Genomic DNA, 18151 nt, shown 5'->3' with positions numbered 1-18151 from the left:
AGGCTTTACAGAGCTTGTTGAAGTTGCGTAAAGGCTGTACAATTCGCGCCCTTAATTATTGTTCCGTCATTGAGAGGCATCATGACCACAGCTAAAGTCAATCTACTCGATTTTGATCGTAAAGGTCTTCGTAAATTTTTCACAGAAGAACTGAATGAGAAAGCGTTTCGAGCAGAGCAAGTGATGAAGTGGATTTATCACTTCGGTGTCGATGACTTCGAAAAAATGAACAACATCAACAAGAAGCTACGCGAGAAACTGCAGCATCGCTGTGAGATTGTTGCACCGACGGTTTCTGAAGCACAGCACTCAGCAGATGGCACCATTAAATGGGCGATGAGCGTGGGTGACCAAGACGTTGAGACGGTATACATCCCTGATGGTGACCGTGCGACGCTATGTGTCTCTTCGCAAGTCGGTTGTGCTCTCGAATGTAAATTCTGTTCAACCGCGCAACAAGGCTTCAACCGTAACCTGAAAGTTTCAGAGATCATTGGCCAAATCTGGCGTGCTGCACGTGAAATTGGTTTAGAGAAAGAAACCGGTCGTCGCCCAATCACTAACGTGGTCATGATGGGAATGGGTGAACCTCTTCTCAACATGAAAAATCTCATACCATCATTAGAAATTATGCTGGATGATTTAGGATTTTCACTGTCTAAGCGTCGTGTGACGGTATCAACGTCTGGCGTGGTTTCCGGCCTTGATCAAATGACAGACAATATCGATGTGGCATTGGCTATATCTCTACATGCGCCTAATGATGCACTACGTAGCCAAATTATGCCGATCAATGATCGTTGGGATATCCAAGACTTCCTTGCGTCTGTTCGTCGTTACATTGCATCGTCAAATGCTAACCGCGGTAAAGTAACAGTTGAGTACGTGTTATTGGATCATGTGAATGATGACATGGATCACGCTCGTGAACTTGCAGAGCTAATGAAAGAGACACCTTGTAAGATAAACTTGATCCCATTTAACCCTTACCCAGGGTCGCCTTATAAGAAGCCAAGTAACTCTCGCATTGATCGTTTCCAAAAAACACTGATGGAATATGACTACACAGTCACAATTCGTAAAACTCGTGGTGACGATATTGATGCCGCATGTGGCCAGTTGGTTGGTGATGTTATTGACAGAACCAAGCGTACCAAAATGTTGAAAGCCGCTTCTGAAGCTAACTTAGTCGCAGGTGATGTGATTCAAGTTAAAGCGGTTTAAATACCCTTTCGATCTAAACAAGCCAGAGGGATTCCTTCTGGCTTGTTGCTTTTCTGGAAGGTGCATTTCCAATAATGGGATTTTTTTCCTCCGCTTTTTTACATTTTTCGTTAAATTTTGGACAAAACCATGAGCTGACGGTAAATTTTGTTTAAAGTGTTTTTGCCTTGCAACGGCATTCGCTTATGATTGACTCATCTTAAATTAACTTAAGTGCTCGCTTGCTACTGATCATCAACCGGTCTATTTAGGTCGACGATTTGATAAACTGGCTTCCTGATAATATTGCTCGTAACACGATGACTGATATTTGTCTTTAAGGGTTGATGATTCAAGTAGCAGAAATAATTTCATATAAAGTAGGTTGCTAGATTGAGCTTAAATGATAATAAGAAAATGCTCTCATTAACCTACGATAATACATTAGAAGTTCACCCTCTATGAACACAGAACAGAAGACACAAACACCAGAAATGGTTGTACCGGCTTTGGAAGCTGGAACATTGCTTAAAAATAAACGTAAATCTCTTGGGTTAACACAAAAACAGGTTTCTGACCGTTTGAGGTTACGCGTTACTTTGATTCAACAAATTGAAGAAAACCAATTTGAATCAGATCAAGTGGCGACGTTTATGCGCGGCTACGTTCGTTCATACGCAAAATACGTTAACCTTGATGAGAAAGTGGTGTTGAGTGCGCTTCATCATACTGGTGATGCTCAGCATCAAGAGCAAGAAATGCTAAGCTTTTCAGGCAAGACAAAAACTCAAAAGCACAACAGTCGTATTATGCTTCTAACTTGGAGTATTTTTGCGGTTATTGCTGGTATCTCTTCACTTTGGTGGTGGCAGAATCAACAGCAAGATACCTTATCTCAGTCTTTGGTTAATACTGAAAGTTCAGAAGAACAGTTGCTAGAAAAAGCGATTGATCCTGAATTAACTTCGGTAGAGGTGATTGAAGCCGATCAAAACACAGAGGCCGCTCCAATTACTGAAAATACGACTGAAGATTCCAGTACGCTTGAGCCAGAGAAAGAGACGACAGAGATTGCCCCTGTTGCGACACAATCAGAGCCAGCAACGACTGAATCTGTGACCAACGAACTCGTGATGCAGTTCTCTGCAGATTGTTGGATCCAAGTGAAAGATGCAACGGGCAAAACCTTGTCGACAGGCATCAAAAAAGCGGGTCAGTCGCTAAATCTATCAGGAACTGCGCCATACAAAGTGATTCTGGGAGCACCAGAGGGCGTATCAATGACATTTGCAAGTGAACCTGTTGACCTTTCTGGGTATACTTCAGGCAAAGTCGCTAGAATAACCTTACCTTAGAGTTTATATGCAACACGAATCTCCTATTATTCGTCGCAAATCAACCCGTATTTATGTGGGTGATGTGCCGATCGGTGATGGTGCACCTATTGCTGTGCAATCCATGACCAACACAAGAACAACCGACGTCGCCGCGACCGTTGCTCAAATTAGAGCGTTAGAAAAAGTTGGCGCTGATATTGTTCGCGTATCTGTACCGACTATGGATGCCGCTGAAGCCTTTAAGCTAATCAAACAGCAGGTCTCTGTTCCTTTGGTTGCCGATATTCACTTCGACTACCGTATTGCCCTTAAAGTGGCAGAGTACGGCGTAGACTGTCTGCGTATCAACCCTGGTAACATTGGTAACGAAAGCCGCATTCGCTCCGTTGTGGATTGTGCTCGTGATATGAATATTCCGATTCGTATTGGTGTTAACGGCGGTTCTCTTGAGAAAGAGATCCAAGAGAAATACACAGAACCGACAGCTGAAGCGCTTGTTGAATCCGCAATGCGTCATGTCGATATCTTAGATCGCCTGAACTTTGATCAGTTTAAAGTCAGCGTTAAGGCTTCTGATGTATTCCTTGCCGTTGGCTCTTACCGTTTGCTGGCTAAGCAGATTGATCAACCTCTTCACCTGGGTATTACTGAAGCAGGCGGTGCGCGTGCTGGTTCAGTGAAGTCCGCTGTCGGTTTGGGCATGTTATTGTCTGAAGGTATCGGCGATACATTACGTATCTCGTTAGCGGCCGATCCTGTTGAAGAGATCAAAGTTGGCTTTGATATTCTCAAATCTTTGCGTATTCGCTCACGTGGTATCAACTTTATTGCTTGCCCAAGCTGTTCTCGTCAAGAGTTTGATGTAATCAACACCGTTAATGCACTTGAAGAGCGCCTAGAAGACGTGATTACCCCAATGGATGTATCGATCATCGGTTGCGTGGTTAACGGCCCTGGTGAAGCTGAAGTGTCTCATTTAGGTCTAGCTGGTAGTGCTCGTAAAAGTGCTTTTTACGAAGATGGCCAGCGTCAGAAAGAACGCTTCGACAACGATGATCTTGTCGACAAACTTGAAGCTAAGATTCGAGCAAAAGCATCCGTGCTCGATAAAGCAAATCGCATTGATGTCGAAAACTTAGAAAATTAATACAACGCGATGGGGTGTGATGGTCTATTCGCACTAACACCTGGTCGTGAGAAATTATGGAATAAATACTGTGGCTAAAAATATCCAAGCAATTCGAGGCATGAACGACTGCCTTCCAACTCAATCACCCCTGTGGCAGAAAGTAGAAAGCGCAGTTAAAAAAGTGGTGAGTGCATACGGCTACAACGAAGTACGTATGCCTATCGTTGAAGAAACGAAGCTATTTAGCCGTGCGGTTGGTGAAGAGACTGACGTTGTTTCAAAAGAGATGTACACCTTTGATGACCGTAACGGTGATAGCCTATCGCTGCGCCCGGAAGGCACAGCCGGTTGTGTTCGTTCATGTATTCAAAATAGCCTTATCAACCGTGATGAACAGCGCCTATGGTACATGGGGCCAATGTTCCGTCACGAGCGTCCTCAAAAAGGTCGTTACCGTCAATTCCACCAATGTGGTGTTGAGGTGTTTGGCCTAGACGGTCCAGACGTAGACGCTGAGCTTATTATGATGACAGCACGTTTATGGCGTGAACTCGGTATCGATAAGCATGTTCGCCTAGAGCTAAACTCAATTGGTTCCCAAGAAGATCGCGTAAGCTACCGCGCTGCGCTAGTGGCTTTCTTAGAGCAACACATTGATGTGCTGGATGACGACTGCAAGCGTCGCATGCACACGAACCCTCTGCGTGTACTTGATACTAAGAACCCAGATGTTCAAGCTATTTTAGGTGATGCACCTCGATTGTCTGAATATCTAGGTGAAGAATCAAAGCAACATTTTGCGGGTTTGTGTGAACTTCTTGACGCAGTTGGTATCGAATACCAAGTTAATGAGCGTCTAGTCCGTGGCCTAGATTACTACAACCGCACCGTATTTGAGTGGATCACGGATAGCCTAGGTGCGCAAGGTACAGTCTGTGGTGGCGGCCGTTACGATGGTCTTGTCGAGCAACTAGGCGGTAAAGCGACCAATGCTGTCGGTTTTGCAATGGGGTTAGAACGTCTGGTTCTGATGATGGAAACACTCGAGCTAACAGAGGTTCGCCGCAGCGTTGATGTATACGTAGTTGCTGCTGGCGAAGGTACGATGCTCGCGGGCATGCAGTTAGCGAATCAATTACGCGACACCGTTGAAGGTGTGCGTGTTATGAACCACTTTGGTGGTGGTAGTTTCAAGAAGCAATTCAAACGTGCTGATAAAGTCGGTGCTGTTGTCGCGCTGGTACTGGGTGAGAACGAAGTGGCTGACAATACCGTTGTATTAAAAGATCTGGTTGGCGGCGAGCAAGAGACCGTGTCTCAAACGGAAGTTGCAGAGAAAGTTGCTGCGCTAATCTAATCCGCCATTGAGCAAACCACAATAAATACTAACGTCAGCACTATGCTGACGTTTAAAGAATTAAAGAGGACAGGAAGTGGAACTTTACGATAGCGAAGAGCAACAAGTTGAAGCCATTAAAGATTGGTGGAAAGAGAACGGCAAAGCCGTCATCTTTGGTGCGGTTATTGGTCTGGGGGGGCTATTTGGTTGGCGCTACTACCAAGATTCCGTTGTTGAAGCACGCGAAGCCGCTTCAGAAAACTACACCTCTGTTATTTCGACTCTTGCTGCTAAAGGCGTTGATGCTCAATCTGATATTCAAGCTTTCATCGACGCAAACAAAGACGCTGAGTACTCAGTACTTGCTGCGATGCAATTAGCAAAAGTACAAGTACAAGCGGGTGAGCTAGCGGCTGCACTAGAACAGCTTGAGTGGGCAAAATCGGCCACTAAAGATGTGGCACTTGAGCCACTGCTGACTTATCGTGTCGTTCGTATCAAAGCTGAGCAAGGTGAATTTGATGCAGCATTGAAGGATCTAGAATCGCTTAAGGATGAATCTTGGAAAGGCCGAGCAGCAGAACTGCGTGGTGATATCTTACTTCGTAAAGGTGACACCGCTGCAGCTTACACCGCTTACTCTGAAGCACAGCAAGCTGCTGATGCGAGCCAAACGCTTCAAATCAAACTTGACGACCTAGCTAAATAAGGCACTTGGCATGAAGAAGATCTTTCCAAAAGTGGCGTTGTGTGCGATTGCTCTTAGCTTATTAGCTGGCTGTGCGAGCGAAGAAGACACGGTTATCATGGCTCCCTTACCAACAGTCAATAGTGAGTTCACGCCTCAACAGGAGTGGTCTACATCGGTTGGTGATGGAGTAGGTCATTATTTTTCAAAACTAACGCCAGAATTGGCTTACGGCAAAGTGTTTGTTGCAAGCCGTGAAGGTATGGTTAAAGCGCTTGACCCTGAAACAGGCAAAGAGCTGTGGAAAGTCGATCTTGAGAAAGAAGTACAGGCTCGTTTATCGGGAGGCTTAACAGCAGCATACGGTAAAGTGTTTGTTGGTTCTGAAAATGGCGAAGTGATCGCGATGGATGAATCAACGGGCGAAGAGCTGTGGCGTGTACCAGTAAAAGGCGAGGTGCTTGCCTCTCCCGCGACCGATAGCAATATGGTACTCGTTCACACGAGTCGCGGTATGATGATCGCATTAGATCAAGAGAGCGGTGAGCAAAAGTGGACAATCAGTACTGAAGTGCCAAGCTTAACACTGCGTGGTGACAGTACACCTGTTGCGGTTTCTGGTGGTGTATTCTGGGGGACAGCAAATGGTCGTTTAGCTGCTGCTATCATTGACCATGGTCAGTTAATTTGGCAACAGCCTGTCGGTACACCTAAAGGGGCAACGGAAATTGATCGCTTGGTTGATGTTGATGCATCTCCCGTCGTTCTTGGTGGTACTTTGTATACCGTTGGCATCAATGGGCAGCTGATTGCTATCGACCTTCGTTCTGGTAAGCCGATTTGGAAACGGAACTATTCGTCTGCAATCGATCTTGCCAGTGATGGTAGCCGTTTGTTTGTCGTGACAGATAAAGATCATGTGGTTGCCGTTGATGCTCGCAGTGGTACTGAACTTTGGAGTACTTCATTGCTAGAAAATCGCTTACTGACAGCTCCTGTTATCATTAACGGTTATGTCGTTGTGGGCGACAGTGAAGGTTATCTGCATTGGTTAGATCGTTCATCTGGCGAGTTTGTTGCTCAACAATTCGTTGATGATAGCGGCTTTTCAGTTGCGCCAATTGAATTACCGGAAGGCTACTTAGTGACAACTCGCAATGGCGATGTGAAGAAACTGACGATTAGCCAATAAAAGCGTGATATAATTCACAGTCGGCTCCTGGTTGGTAACAGTCAGGAGCCGTTTTGTTGTTAAAAATTAATAAACCGTGTGGTTATAGGTAAGAGTTTAAACTTGCGAACAAGTGCTTACCTATAACTACATTTAGAGAAAAATTGTAGAGGTTGTTATGGTACCTGTTGTTGCTCTAGTAGGGCGTCCAAACGTAGGAAAATCTACGTTGTTTAACCGATTGACTCGAACTCGTGATGCATTGGTTGCGGATTTCCCTGGCTTAACGCGTGACCGTAAATATGGTCACGCTCATTTCAGTGAGCATGACTTTATTGTTATTGACACTGGTGGTATCGACGGTACTGAAGAAGGCGTTGAAACGAAAATGGCTCAACAGTCGCTAGCAGCGATTGATGAAGCTGATGTCGTTCTATTTATGGTCGATGGCCGTGCAGGTCTAACACCGTCTGACGTAGCGATTGCAAAGCACCTACGTCAACTAGAAAAGCCTTCAATGCTTGTCGTAAACAAAGTTGATGGTATCGACCCTGATGCAGCAAGTGCTGACTTTTGGCAACTTGGTGTAGAAGACATGTACCAAATCGCTGCGGCGCACGGTCGTGGCGTTACAGCACTCATCGACCTTGCGCTTAATCCATTCGCAGAAGCACTAAAAGCTGAGAATGGCGAAGTAAGCGATTTGACTGAGTTTGAAGACGAAGATGAAGAAGAGCAGGTTGAATTTACTGAAGAAGAAGCTGAAGAAGAATTCAAGCGCCTTCAAGATCAACCGATCAAACTCGCGATCATTGGCCGTCCTAACGTAGGTAAATCAACGTTAACAAACCGTATTCTTGGTGAAGAGCGTGTGGTTGTTTACGATATGCCAGGTACGACTCGTGACTCTATCTACATCCCAATGCAGCGTGATGAGCGTGAATACGTTCTAATCGATACTGCGGGTGTTCGTCGTCGTAAAAACATCAACGAAACGGTAGAGAAGTTCTCAGTGGTTAAAACACTGAAAGCGATTGAAGATGCTAACGTTGTATTGCTGCTTATCGATGCTCGCGAAAACATCTCTGATCAAGATCTAAGCTTGTTAGGCTTTGCGTTGAACGCTGGTCGTTCAATTGTTATTGCCGTAAACAAGTGGGATGGCCTAGATAACGACGTTAAAGAACGCGTTAAGAAAGAGCTAGACCGTCGCTTAGGTTTCGTTGACTTCGCACGTATTCACTTTATCTCGGCACTTCACGGTACCGGTGTGGGTCACTTGTTTGAGTCTGTACAAGAAGCTTACAAGTCAGCGACGACTCGTGTTGGTACTTCGGTTCTCACTCGTATCATGAAGATGGCGACGGATGATCACCAACCGCCGATGGTTCGTGGCCGTCGTGTCAAACTGAAATACGCACACGCTGGTGGCTACAACCCACCGATTATCGTTATCCACGGTAACCAAGTTCGTAACTTGCCAGATTCATACAAACGATTCTTGATGAACTACTACCGTCGTTCACTAGAAATTATGGGTACCCCTATTCGCATTCAATTCCAGAACAGCGAGAACCCATTTGAAGCTAAGACAAACAAGCTGACAATTTCTCAAGAACGTAAACGTAAGCGTATGATGAGCATGGTTAAAGGTCGTAAGTAAACCTTTCCAATAGATTTGATACCCGAGCCTGCCTCGGGTATTTTTTTAAGCAAAATTCACGTTAAGCCATAACAATATTTTTTTATCATCATGGCTTAACGAATCCGACTAGATTCCAAAAGAAGAACGATATGACAACTAGCGATTCAATAACCTCAACGACTGCCGTCACCCCAACTATCACTCAGTTTTGCCATCAAACTTGGCAACTTGATGCTAAGGTATTGCATATTGACAGCGATGAGAGCAAAACTTATCTGATCACAGATATGACTCCTTTTCATCCTGTAAGCCATATTTGGCCAGATCATCCAGCAGACAAAGGTGTTGTGAGTATGGGTGACACGCACTACCAAGTCGAAGATTGTCTGGTTGGTGCAGTAGAACAATCCACTGGAAAACTTTTTGTATCAGCAGATATCTCTGTTAAGCGCGATACGGAAGGTTGGGCGTTCGTGGTTGTCCATCAGTTACCGCCATCCGCTTCTATGATTCATGTTAACGACGAAGTCATGTTATCCGTTGATAAAGCGTATCAAGCCAGTTTGAGCCGTGGTCATAGTGCTGGCCACATCGCTTTCTTAGCATTGAATAGAGTATTGGCTGAAAGCTACTGGCGTAAAGATGCGGACCGAAAAGATCCGTTAGGTAACTATGACTTTAATAGTTATGCGCAAGTGACCAGTTTTGTAACACCAGATCTGTGTACCGATAAGTATCGTTTAGGCAAAACTTTGAAGAAACGTGGTTTGAATGTCGCTAATATGCTGGAAAACCTTGCAGGTATTGAAGCGAATGTGAATCAAGTGATTGCTGACTGGCTTGCCGAATCAACGTCAGTCGCAATGAAGTTAGAGGGTCAGGCACTGACCGATTCTCGTTACTGGGAATGGCAACTTGATGCTGACACTTTGGTCTCCATTCCTTGTGGTGGAACCCATATTGAGCGCATGTCAGAACTTAAAGCACTATCGGTAAGGTTAACCCAGTTAGATGAGCAGCATATTGAAATGCTCACGCATGTAATTCGATGATTCAACGTATCACTCGAAATTACTTATTCTGTTTTTGTGGTTTTTAACTAATGTTTTTAGTTTAAAAGTCTGTTAAAAATTGAAATGCAGCACATGTAACTTATGCTTTCGGTGAGTGGTGATATAAATGTTCTTTTTGGAGTAGATCGCTGATCAAAATAGATAAAGCAAAAGATCAACCAATGATCTTCGATCTAACATGCCACTTATTTCGTGTGTTATTATTAACCAATAACAAGTTTGCATCAGAACAAGCATGAATCCATTGACACAATTGAAAGCTTTAGCCAATGAAACAACAATTTTTATTAGAAGGACATCGCGCGGTAAACAGTTTACTTCGAAAGCTTGCTCTTGGAATGGATCGTCAGGATTTAAACCATAAGATCATTCAGCTTACCGAACAACTTTTTGGGCAACGTGTTGCTTCAATATTACTGCTCAACTCAGAGTCGAATACCTTGCACCTCGAATGTGCTCCTAACTTGCCCGATTTTTATAATCAGCAGATAGAAGGGATCGAAATTGGTATTGGGGTCGGTTCTTGTGGAGAGGCGGCAGCACTTAAGAAAGGCGTTATTGTCTCAAATATTAATACCCATCCAAACTGGGCACCTTTTTTAACCCTAACCAATCAAGCAAACTTACACGCTTGTTGGTCAGTGCCCATAATCTCATCCCATGGCCAAGTGTTGGGTACATTCGCGATTTACAGTCGCACTCCCTCTAACCCTCATGAGTTTGAATTAGAGATCTTGGAGCTACTGGCTTCCTTGTATTCGGTAGCGTTAGAGAAGTATGAACTTGAGAACCAGCTTAATTTTTTTGCTAACCATGACTCTCTAACCCATTGCTTGAATCGCCGTGCACTGCTAAGTGAAGTTGAGAAAGTTTTAACGAAACGGTGTTTTGCGAATAAAGAGTTGGCGTGCTTGTTTGTTGATGTCGATAAATTCAAATCAATAAACGATACATTTGGTCATAGTTTTGGTGATAGGGTGCTATTGATTATCGCTAAAGTTCTTGATGAGGAAACCTCAACATGTTCTAAAATTGGCCGTTATGGTGGGGATGAGTTTGTGGTGTTTTCTTGTTTTGATAATCAAGCCAGCGTAGTTAACTTCTATCACGGCCTACAGCGAGCCTTGGAGCAAGCACTCTTTATTAACGGTACTCAGTTTACAGTCAGTATGGGTTTTTCTTATACGAAGGATCCGGAGTCGTTAGAAGCTTTGATCGCACAAGCGGATCAGAGCATGTACCAAATCAAGCAAGCTAAATCTCAGCAGCCGTAGGTTGTAACAATAGTAATGAATTAGGAAATGCTAATGAGTGAAAATATCTGCCCTAAATGCCAGTCGGAATTAGATTGGGATGGTAAGTACCATTGTGGAAATTGTCAGGTCCACTTTAATAAAATTGGTTTTTGCCCAGAGTGCAACGATCAATTAGAGAAGCTTCAAGCTTGTGGGGCTGCAAGCTACTTCTGTAACGGCGATTGCAACGAACTTAAATCTAAGTCGCGAGTAAAATTCGAATTTCAACAAACTGAGTAGTCTTATCTAGCGATTGCAGGACGATAATCAGTGATGCTTTTTGAGGCCCAATATCAAGTTACTGGGCCTTTTTGGTATTATTCTGGTTGCGCTGGTATTCATGTGCACATTGTTTGTACGTTTACATGTGTCTGTTGAATTGAGAGCTAGGCCTTGGCAACTCTTGCTGTCACTTGCGATTCAATCACACCGTCTTCAACTTGGGTCGTGATCACTTCACCCACCTCCACATCGTTGATGGATGACACTGTCTTGCTCGATGCCGAATGAGTAATGCTGTAGCCACGCTTGAGGGTTGCCAGTGGGCTCACCGTCTCTAACTTCTCAGCGGCCATGGCTAAGTGGTGGCGAGTAGTCAATAAGGTCTTATCCATCGCATCCAACAGCTTTTGCTCAGAGCGTTGCAAATGCAGCTTTTGTTCACCAAGGCGTTTTACTGGCGAGTTTAACTGAAGCTGATGTTGCTTGCGCTCAACACCTTGTGCATGTTGCTTTAGGTATTGAGCCATACCACGACGCAAACGCATGTCTAAGTCATCAAGCTGCTGACTCTGCTTTTGCAGTTGATAGCTCGGGTGTTGTTTTTCTAAGCGGTATTTCAACGTTTGAGTGGATTGCGCTTGTTTGATTAACAGATGACGAATCGCACCAACTAAGCAAGCGCGTTTCGAGGCAAAGGCTTGCTCTTTATGACTGTTGTCACGGCTAACCAATTCAGCAGCGGCTGACGGCGTTGGCGCACGCATATCGGCAACGAAATCAGCGATAGTGACGTCCACTTCGTGGCCAACCGCACTGATAATCGGGATCTGGCTTGCTGCCATTGTGCGAGCAACGATCTCATTATTGAAGCACCATAAGTCTTCTAATGAACCACCGCCACGACCCACAATCAACACATCACACTCATTGCGCTCATTGGCACGTCCAATCGCTTGAGCAATCTGAATGGCCGCTTCTTCGCCTTGAACCATGGTTGGGTAAATCACAACTGGTAATGAAGGATCGCGTCTTTTCAGGACATCAAGAATATCAAACAGCGCAGCGCCTGTTTTTGAGGTGATAACACCAACGCGTTTTGGGTGTTCAGGAAGCGGTTGTTTACTCGATTGAGCAAAGAGTCCTTCTGCTGCCAAGCTCATCTTCAGCTTTTCAAACTCTTGCTGAAGCTTACCGTCACCTTCTGGCTGCATGCTTTCGATGATCAGTTGATAGTCACCGCGTGGCTCATAAAGAGACAGACGAGCTTTAACGAGAACTTGATTGCCGTTCTGGGGCTTAAAAGTGACACGGCGGTTATTGCCACGAAACATCGCGCACTTAACTTGAGCGCGAGAGTCTTTAAGCGTGAGGTACCAGTGACCAGAGACCGGTGCCGAGAAGTTTGAGATTTCACCAACGAGCCAGACTATCCCCATTTCGTTTTCTAATAGGAGACGAACCTCTGAGTTGAGGCGAGAAACAGTGAAGATGTTTGGATTAGTCATAGAAGCACTATCTTTCCTTGAAGGAGGCTCTTTCTTGGAATCTCACAGGGCGTGAGTATGGAAGATAGCGGCAATATAATACATAGCAAGGGGGTAAATGCAAATTAAAAATACAAAAATGTGTAGCCAAGCGATTTCGCCGTGCGTATAATCCGTCTGCAATATCAAATCCAAATCACTTTATTATGCGAAACGATAAAGTTGGATTTACTCCTTTTAACACCTTTGTTGTGAGATATTGCAAATGCTACGAATCGCAAAAGAAGCTTTAACTTTTGATGACGTTTTACTCGTCCCAGCACACTCAACCGTTCTTCCGAACACCGCTGATCTTCGCACTCAGTTAACGAAAAACATTTCTTTAAACATCCCAATGATCTCTGCATCAATGGATACTGTTACGGAAGCGCGCCTAGCAATTGCCCTTGCGCAAGAAGGTGGTATTGGCTTTATTCATAAGAATATGTCAATCGAGCAGCAAGCTGAAATGGTTCGCCAGGTTAAAATTTACGAAGCGGGTGTGGTCTCTCACCCAGTAACCGTAAGCCCTGACGCGACAATCGCTGATGTTATCGCCCTTACTCAAAAACACGGCTTTGCCGGTTTCCCTGTTGTTACTGAAACAAACGAACTTGTCGGTATTATTACTGGCCGTGACGTTCGCTTTGTGACTGACCTTTCTAAGAAAGTGGATGTTGTAATGACACCTAAAGCTCGCCTTGCTTCTGTTAAAGAAGGTGCAACTCGTGAAGAAGTTCAAGAGAAAATGCACGAAGCGCGTGTTGAAAAAGTGCTTGTTGTCAATGATGACTTCCAACTGACTGGAATGATCACTGCAAAAGATTTCCACAAAGCAGAACGTAAACCAAACGCTTGTAAAGATGAGCGCGGCAGCCTACGTGTTGGTGCAGCTGTTGGTGCTGGTGCTGGTAATGAAGAGCGCGTTGCTGCTCTTGTTGAAGCGGGCGTAGACGTTCTACTTATCGACTCTTCACACGGTCACTCTGAAGGCGTACTTAACCGTATCCGCGAAACTCGCGCTGCATACCCTGATCTACAAATCATCGGTGGTAACGTCGCAACTGGCGCTGGCGCTCGTGCTCTTATCGAAGCGGGTGTTAGTGCGGTTAAAGTTGGTATCGGCCCGGGTTCAATCTGTACGACTCGTATCGTTACGGGTGTTGGTGTTCCTCAAGTAACAGCAATCGCAGACGCGGCTGAAGTGGCTAACGAATATGGTATTCCAGTAATCGCAGATGGCGGTATCCGCTTCTCTGGCGATATCTGTAAAGCGATCGTTGCTGGCGCATCTTGTGTGATGGTTGGTTCTATGTTCGCGGGTACGGAAGAAGCACCGGGTGAAGTGATTCTTTACAACGGTCGCTCGTACAAGTCTTACCGTGGTATGGGTTCTCTTGGCGCTATGTCTCAAGGTTCTTCTGACCGTTACTTCCAATCTGACAACGCTGCAGACAAGCTTGTTCCAGAAGGTATTGAAGGTCGTATCGCATACAAAGGTCGCCTCAAAGAGATCGTTCACCAACAGATGGGCGGTCTACGCTCAAGCATGGGCCTAACCGGTTCTGCAACGATTGAAGATATGCGTACTAAAGCTGAGTTTGTTCGTATCTCTGGTGCGGGTATGAAAGAATCTCACGTACACGATGTTCAAATCACAAAAGAAGCACCTAACTACCGTTTAGGTTAATAATACGTCCAAACGTTTGAATAATGTGCTGATTTAGTCGGCACATTATTTTATCTACCGCCTGTTTTGTTTAGAGAGTGATTTTTGCAAAACATCGCTTTACAGATAACCTAAGAAAACGTTTGCTTTATATCTTGAAGAGTTAATCTGAGGTGAGTAAACTCGCCTCCGTTTTATCACATAGCCAATAAGACTGCTTACAATGACTAAAAATATTCATGACCAACGTATTCTAATTCTGGACTTCGGTTCTCAATACACACAGCTAGTCGCTCGTCGTATTCGTGAGATCGGTGTTTACTGTGAACTTTGGAGCTGGGACGTAGAAGAAGCGGATATTCGTGAATTCAAACCAGACGGTATCATTCTATCTGGTGGCCCTGAAAGTGTAACGGAAGAGAACTCTCCGCGTGCACCTCAGTACGTATTTGATTCTGGTGTTCCTGTTTTCGGTATCTGCTACGGCATGCAAACCATGGCTGAGCAACTTGGCGGTAAAGTCGCAACGTCTACCGAGCGTGAGTTCGGCTACGCAGCGGTACAAGTGACGGGTGAATCGGCACTTTTCGCTGACCTTGAGTCGACTCAAGATGTTTGGATGAGCCACGGTGACAAAGTGGTTGAGATCCCTGCTGATTTCACAAAGATCGCTGAAACAGAGACTTGCCCATACGCAGTTATGGCAAATGAAGAGAAGAAGTACTACGGCGTACAATTCCACCCAGAAGTAACACACACTAAGAACGGCCTAAAAATGCTTGAGAACTTCGTTCTTAACATCTGTGGTTGTGAAGGTCTGTGGACTTCAGCTTCTATCATTGAAGATGCCGTTGCACGTATTAAAGAACAAGTTGGTGACGACGAAGTTATCCTTGGTCTTTCTGGTGGGGTTGATTCATCTGTCGTTGCGATGCTGGCTCACCGCGCTATCGGCGACAAATTAACATGTGTATTTGTAGATAACGGCCTTCTTCGTCTGAACGAAGCTGAGCAGGTTATGGAGATGTTCGGCAACAAGTTTGGCCTAAACATCATCAAAGTCGATGCAGAGCAACGCTTCCTTGACGCTCTAGAAGGCGAAGCTGAACCAGAAGCTAAGCGTAAGATCATCGGTCACGTATTCGTTGATATCTTCGATGAAGAGTCTAAGAAACTGAAGAATGCTAAATGGCTTGCTCAGGGTACTATCTACCCAGACGTCATTGAGTCTGCTGCATCTAAGACCGGTAAAGCACACGTAATCAAATCTCACCACAACGTTGGTGGTCTTCCTGATGATATGGAAATGGGCCTTGTTGAACCTCTACGTGAGCTATTCAAAGATGAAGTACGTAAGATCGGTCTAGAGCTTGGTCTTCCATACAACATGCTTTACCGTCACCCATTCCCAGGTCCAGGTCTAGGTGTTCGTGTACTTGGCGAAGTGAAGAAAGAGTACTGTGATTTACTGCGTCGTGCTGATGCTATCTTCATTGACGAGCTTCACGCTGCTGACCTTTACCACAAAGTATCTCAAGCATTCACGGTATTCCTACCAGTACGTTCTGTGGGCGTAATGGGTGATGGCCGTAAGTACGATTGGGTTGTCTCTCTACGTGCTGTAGAAACTATCGACTTCATGACTGCTCACTGGGCACATCTACCATACGATTTCCTAGGTAAGGTATCTAACCGTATTATCAACGAAGTTAACGGCATTTCACGCGTTGTTTACGATATTTCTGGTAAGCCACCAGCCACTATCGAGTGGGAATAATCTCTTAGAGATTTAACCAACTTTGACTAAGATCTTAAGCCTCGAACTCAGTTCGGGGCTTTTTTTATTAGGACTCAAAGCATGAAGGGGCGGTAACTGACGATCAGAAAATCAATCGTTCGGAAACTCGATATCGCTTTAAGAAAACATGAGATGTACCGTTGCGTTGAACGAAACATAAAACTATCACTCGCACTTTTTATAAATTCATATCGCAACGACTAGGCCATTTCACATGTGCGGCATACTCTTTAATGGACTTATTAAGGACAGATAAGAGAATCCATCATGTTAAAAATCAAATATTTGGCAACAGTGGTTGGCTGCACATTGGCAGCACACAGTTACGCGTCTTTGAATATCCAACCTGATCCGCAAAATCCGAATGGTTACCTTGTTGAAAAGTCAGCCCTACAAGCGGCTGAACAAGCGAAAACGTCCGATCCTATGTATGCGATTTGGTCACAAGCACTGCAGACTCGCCCCAACAGTATTGTTGAAGCGATTGAGCCTGGCTTAGCCTCTAACCCCGAAAACGTGAAACGAGTCGAGCGTGTATTCCCTCAATCTGAATGGGATTTTCTCACTCAGATGGCAGCACCAGAATATACTTATACTCGCTTTTTACGTGCGATTGGTAAATTTCCCGCCTTCTGTGGAGAGTATACCGATGGCCGTGATTCCGACGCCATTTGTAAGAAATCCATTATCACGGCCTTTGCTCATTTCTCACAAGAGACGGGCGGCCATATCGCGATAGACAACACCTCTGATAACCCATTAGCTCTCGAAGAGTGGCAGCAAGCGCTAGTGCATGTTCGTGAAATGGGTTGGTCGGAAGGCCAAGAAGGTTACACCACAGGTTGTGGTCAGAACGATTGGCAGAATACTCGCTGGCCATGTGCTGCGGGGCAGGGTTACTTCGGACGTGGTGCTAAACAACTTTCTTACCATTTTAATTACGGCGCGTTCTCTGAAGTGATGTTTGATGGTGATGCGACGGTGCTTCTCAATAATCCGGGCTTAGTGGCGGACTCTTGGTTGAACTTAGCTTCTGCTATTTGGTTCTTCCTTACCCCTCAAGCCCCTAAACCCGCTATGCTGCATGTTATTGACCGCACATGGGCGCCATCTCAACGCGAATTGGATGCCGGCATTGGTTATGGGTTTGGTACCACAATCAACGTGATTAATGGTGGTATCGAGTGTGGGGAGCAGAACAAAGATAAAGGCCAACCCGTTAACCGCATTCGTTACTGGGAAGGCTTAGCAGCGCACTATGACATCCCTATAGAAGCGGATGAAGTCAATACTTGTTGGCAGCAAACGCCTTACGGAAGCTTGAACCTCAACGGTGCAACCGATGTGCTATATACCAACTGGGATGGCAACTGGAAATACTATGCAGATCGTCCTGAAGGTTATTCGTTTGAGTGTGATCTTGTTGGTTTCCAAACGGCATACTCCGCCCTGGTGGCTGGCGATTACGAGAAGTGTGTGACCAATTTTTATGGGTCACATGCGAGTTGGCCGGAAGTGAAAGTGGTCGATAAGCTGGATCCGGTAGACCCTGGAACGGATCCGGGTGGTAATGGTTGGAGTGCGACCAAGGTTCACAACGCGGGTGACCAAGTGACTCATAATGGCGCAACCTACGAAGCGAAATGGTGGACACAAGGGGATGACCCTGCCAACGGCGGCCCTTGGAAATTAGTGGCGGGTGAGCTACCACCGCCAGTTGTAACAGACCCCGATCCTGTCGAGCCGAATCCGGTAGACCCAACACCTGTTGACCCATCGGTGTTTATCACTTGGCAAGCGGGTGTTAGCCAGGTGAGTAACGGGGACAAAGTGACACATAACGGTAAGTGCTTCGTGGCTAAAAACGGCCCGGGTGTATGGGAAAGCCCAGTTCAATCGAATTGGTTTTGGGATGAAATCAGTTGTCATTAATGCCTGAACTCACAGAGTTTTTGCGCCATTAGTTTCTACTTTGAGTTATCTGACGCATTTTTAAATTAGCAAAAGCCGGAAGTATTCAACTTTCGGCTTTTTGGTCTACGCATCGAGCTGCAAATGT

Annotated in this window: 13 protein-coding genes and 2 pseudogenes; 14 read left to right on the top strand and 1 reads right to left on the bottom strand. The window is 45.2% G+C overall.

The annotated features are described in order from the left end of the window. Nucleotides 1-81: 81 nt before the first annotated feature. The 11 genes and pseudogenes from rlmN (at nucleotide 82) to L4B77_RS04810 (ending at nucleotide 11120) form a co-directional block, all read left to right on the top strand. Nucleotides 82-1224 (top strand): dual-specificity RNA methyltransferase RlmN, encoded by a 1143-nt coding sequence (gene rlmN, locus L4B77_RS04860; protein WP_429748847.1) that lies wholly within the window; start codon nucleotides 82-84, stop codon nucleotides 1222-1224. 440 nt (nucleotides 1225-1664) lie between these two features. Continuing rightward, nucleotides 1665-2255 (top strand): annotated as a pseudogene (locus L4B77_RS04855) (helix-turn-helix domain-containing protein); the annotation flags it as partial. A gap of 51 nt (nucleotides 2256-2306) precedes the next feature. After that, nucleotides 2307-2558, top strand: a pseudogene (locus tag L4B77_RS04850) (RodZ domain-containing protein); the annotation flags it as partial. A gap of 7 nt (nucleotides 2559-2565) precedes the next feature. Continuing rightward, nucleotides 2566-3687 carry a flavodoxin-dependent (E)-4-hydroxy-3-methylbut-2-enyl-diphosphate synthase gene (gene ispG, locus L4B77_RS04845; protein ID WP_429748845.1) on the top strand — a complete coding sequence of 374 codons (1122 nt, stop codon included), beginning with the start codon at nucleotides 2566-2568 and terminating at the stop codon, nucleotides 3685-3687. 70 nt (nucleotides 3688-3757) lie between these two features. Continuing rightward, a complete protein-coding gene (gene hisS / locus L4B77_RS04840; RefSeq protein ID WP_429748843.1) occupies nucleotides 3758-5026 on the top strand; it encodes a histidine--tRNA ligase in 1269 nt (422 codons plus the stop codon). 76 nt (nucleotides 5027-5102) lie between these two features. Beyond that, nucleotides 5103-5717 carry a YfgM family protein gene (locus L4B77_RS04835; RefSeq protein ID WP_261838976.1) on the top strand — a complete coding sequence of 205 codons (615 nt, stop codon included), beginning with the start codon at nucleotides 5103-5105 and terminating at the stop codon, nucleotides 5715-5717. 10 nt (nucleotides 5718-5727) lie between these two features. Further along, on the top strand, nucleotides 5728-6888 hold the full coding sequence (gene bamB, locus L4B77_RS04830; RefSeq protein WP_261838977.1) for an outer membrane protein assembly factor BamB: 1161 nt from the start codon (nucleotides 5728-5730) through the stop codon (nucleotides 6886-6888). Between the two features lie 157 nt (nucleotides 6889-7045). After that, a complete protein-coding gene (der, locus tag L4B77_RS04825) occupies nucleotides 7046-8530 on the top strand; it encodes a ribosome biogenesis GTPase Der (RefSeq protein WP_261838978.1) in 1485 nt (494 codons plus the stop codon). A 131-nt stretch (nucleotides 8531-8661) separates the two neighbouring features. Further along, nucleotides 8662-9564: an alanine--tRNA ligase gene (locus tag L4B77_RS04820; RefSeq protein WP_429748840.1), complete on the top strand. Its 903-nt coding sequence runs from the start codon at nucleotides 8662-8664 to the stop codon at nucleotides 9562-9564. A gap of 290 nt (nucleotides 9565-9854) precedes the next feature. Next, nucleotides 9855-10859, top strand: a complete 1005-nt coding sequence (locus L4B77_RS04815) for a sensor domain-containing diguanylate cyclase (protein ID WP_372039469.1) — start codon at nucleotides 9855-9857, stop codon at nucleotides 10857-10859. A gap of 33 nt (nucleotides 10860-10892) precedes the next feature. After that, a complete protein-coding gene (locus tag L4B77_RS04810) occupies nucleotides 10893-11120 on the top strand; it encodes a zinc ribbon domain-containing protein (RefSeq protein ID WP_429748838.1) in 228 nt (75 codons plus the stop codon). 146 nt (nucleotides 11121-11266) lie between these two features. On the opposite strand, the gene xseA is transcribed toward L4B77_RS04810, so the two are convergent. Then, the gene (gene xseA, locus L4B77_RS04805) at nucleotides 11267-12538 is read right to left on the bottom strand and encodes an exodeoxyribonuclease VII large subunit (protein ID WP_429748888.1); all 1272 of its coding nucleotides are present in this window, start codon (nucleotides 12536-12538) and stop codon (nucleotides 11267-11269) included. Between the two features lie 313 nt (nucleotides 12539-12851). Between xseA and guaB the strand changes: the two genes are divergently transcribed. The 3 genes from guaB to L4B77_RS04790 all read left to right on the top strand — a co-directional run bounded on the left by guaB (nucleotide 12852) and on the right by L4B77_RS04790 (nucleotide 18024). After that, nucleotides 12852-14315 carry an IMP dehydrogenase gene (gene guaB / locus L4B77_RS04800; RefSeq protein ID WP_261838983.1) on the top strand — a complete coding sequence of 488 codons (1464 nt, stop codon included), beginning with the start codon at nucleotides 12852-12854 and terminating at the stop codon, nucleotides 14313-14315. 202 nt (nucleotides 14316-14517) lie between these two features. Beyond that, the gene (guaA, locus tag L4B77_RS04795) at nucleotides 14518-16071 is read left to right on the top strand and encodes a glutamine-hydrolyzing GMP synthase (protein WP_429748835.1); all 1554 of its coding nucleotides are present in this window, start codon (nucleotides 14518-14520) and stop codon (nucleotides 16069-16071) included. A 288-nt stretch (nucleotides 16072-16359) separates the two neighbouring features. Then, complete coding sequence (locus L4B77_RS04790; RefSeq protein ID WP_429748833.1) at nucleotides 16360-18024, top strand: chitinase; 1665 nt, start codon at nucleotides 16360-16362, stop codon at nucleotides 18022-18024. Nucleotides 18025-18151: the final 127 nt, after the last annotated feature.

This window comes from Vibrio minamisatsumaniensis (assembly GCF_050337445.1).
Classification (GTDB): Bacteria; Pseudomonadota; Gammaproteobacteria; order Enterobacterales; family Vibrionaceae; genus Vibrio; species Vibrio artabrorum.
The sequence above is the reverse complement of the archived record's forward strand: the minus strand, read 5'-3'. Positions and strand labels throughout refer to the sequence as shown.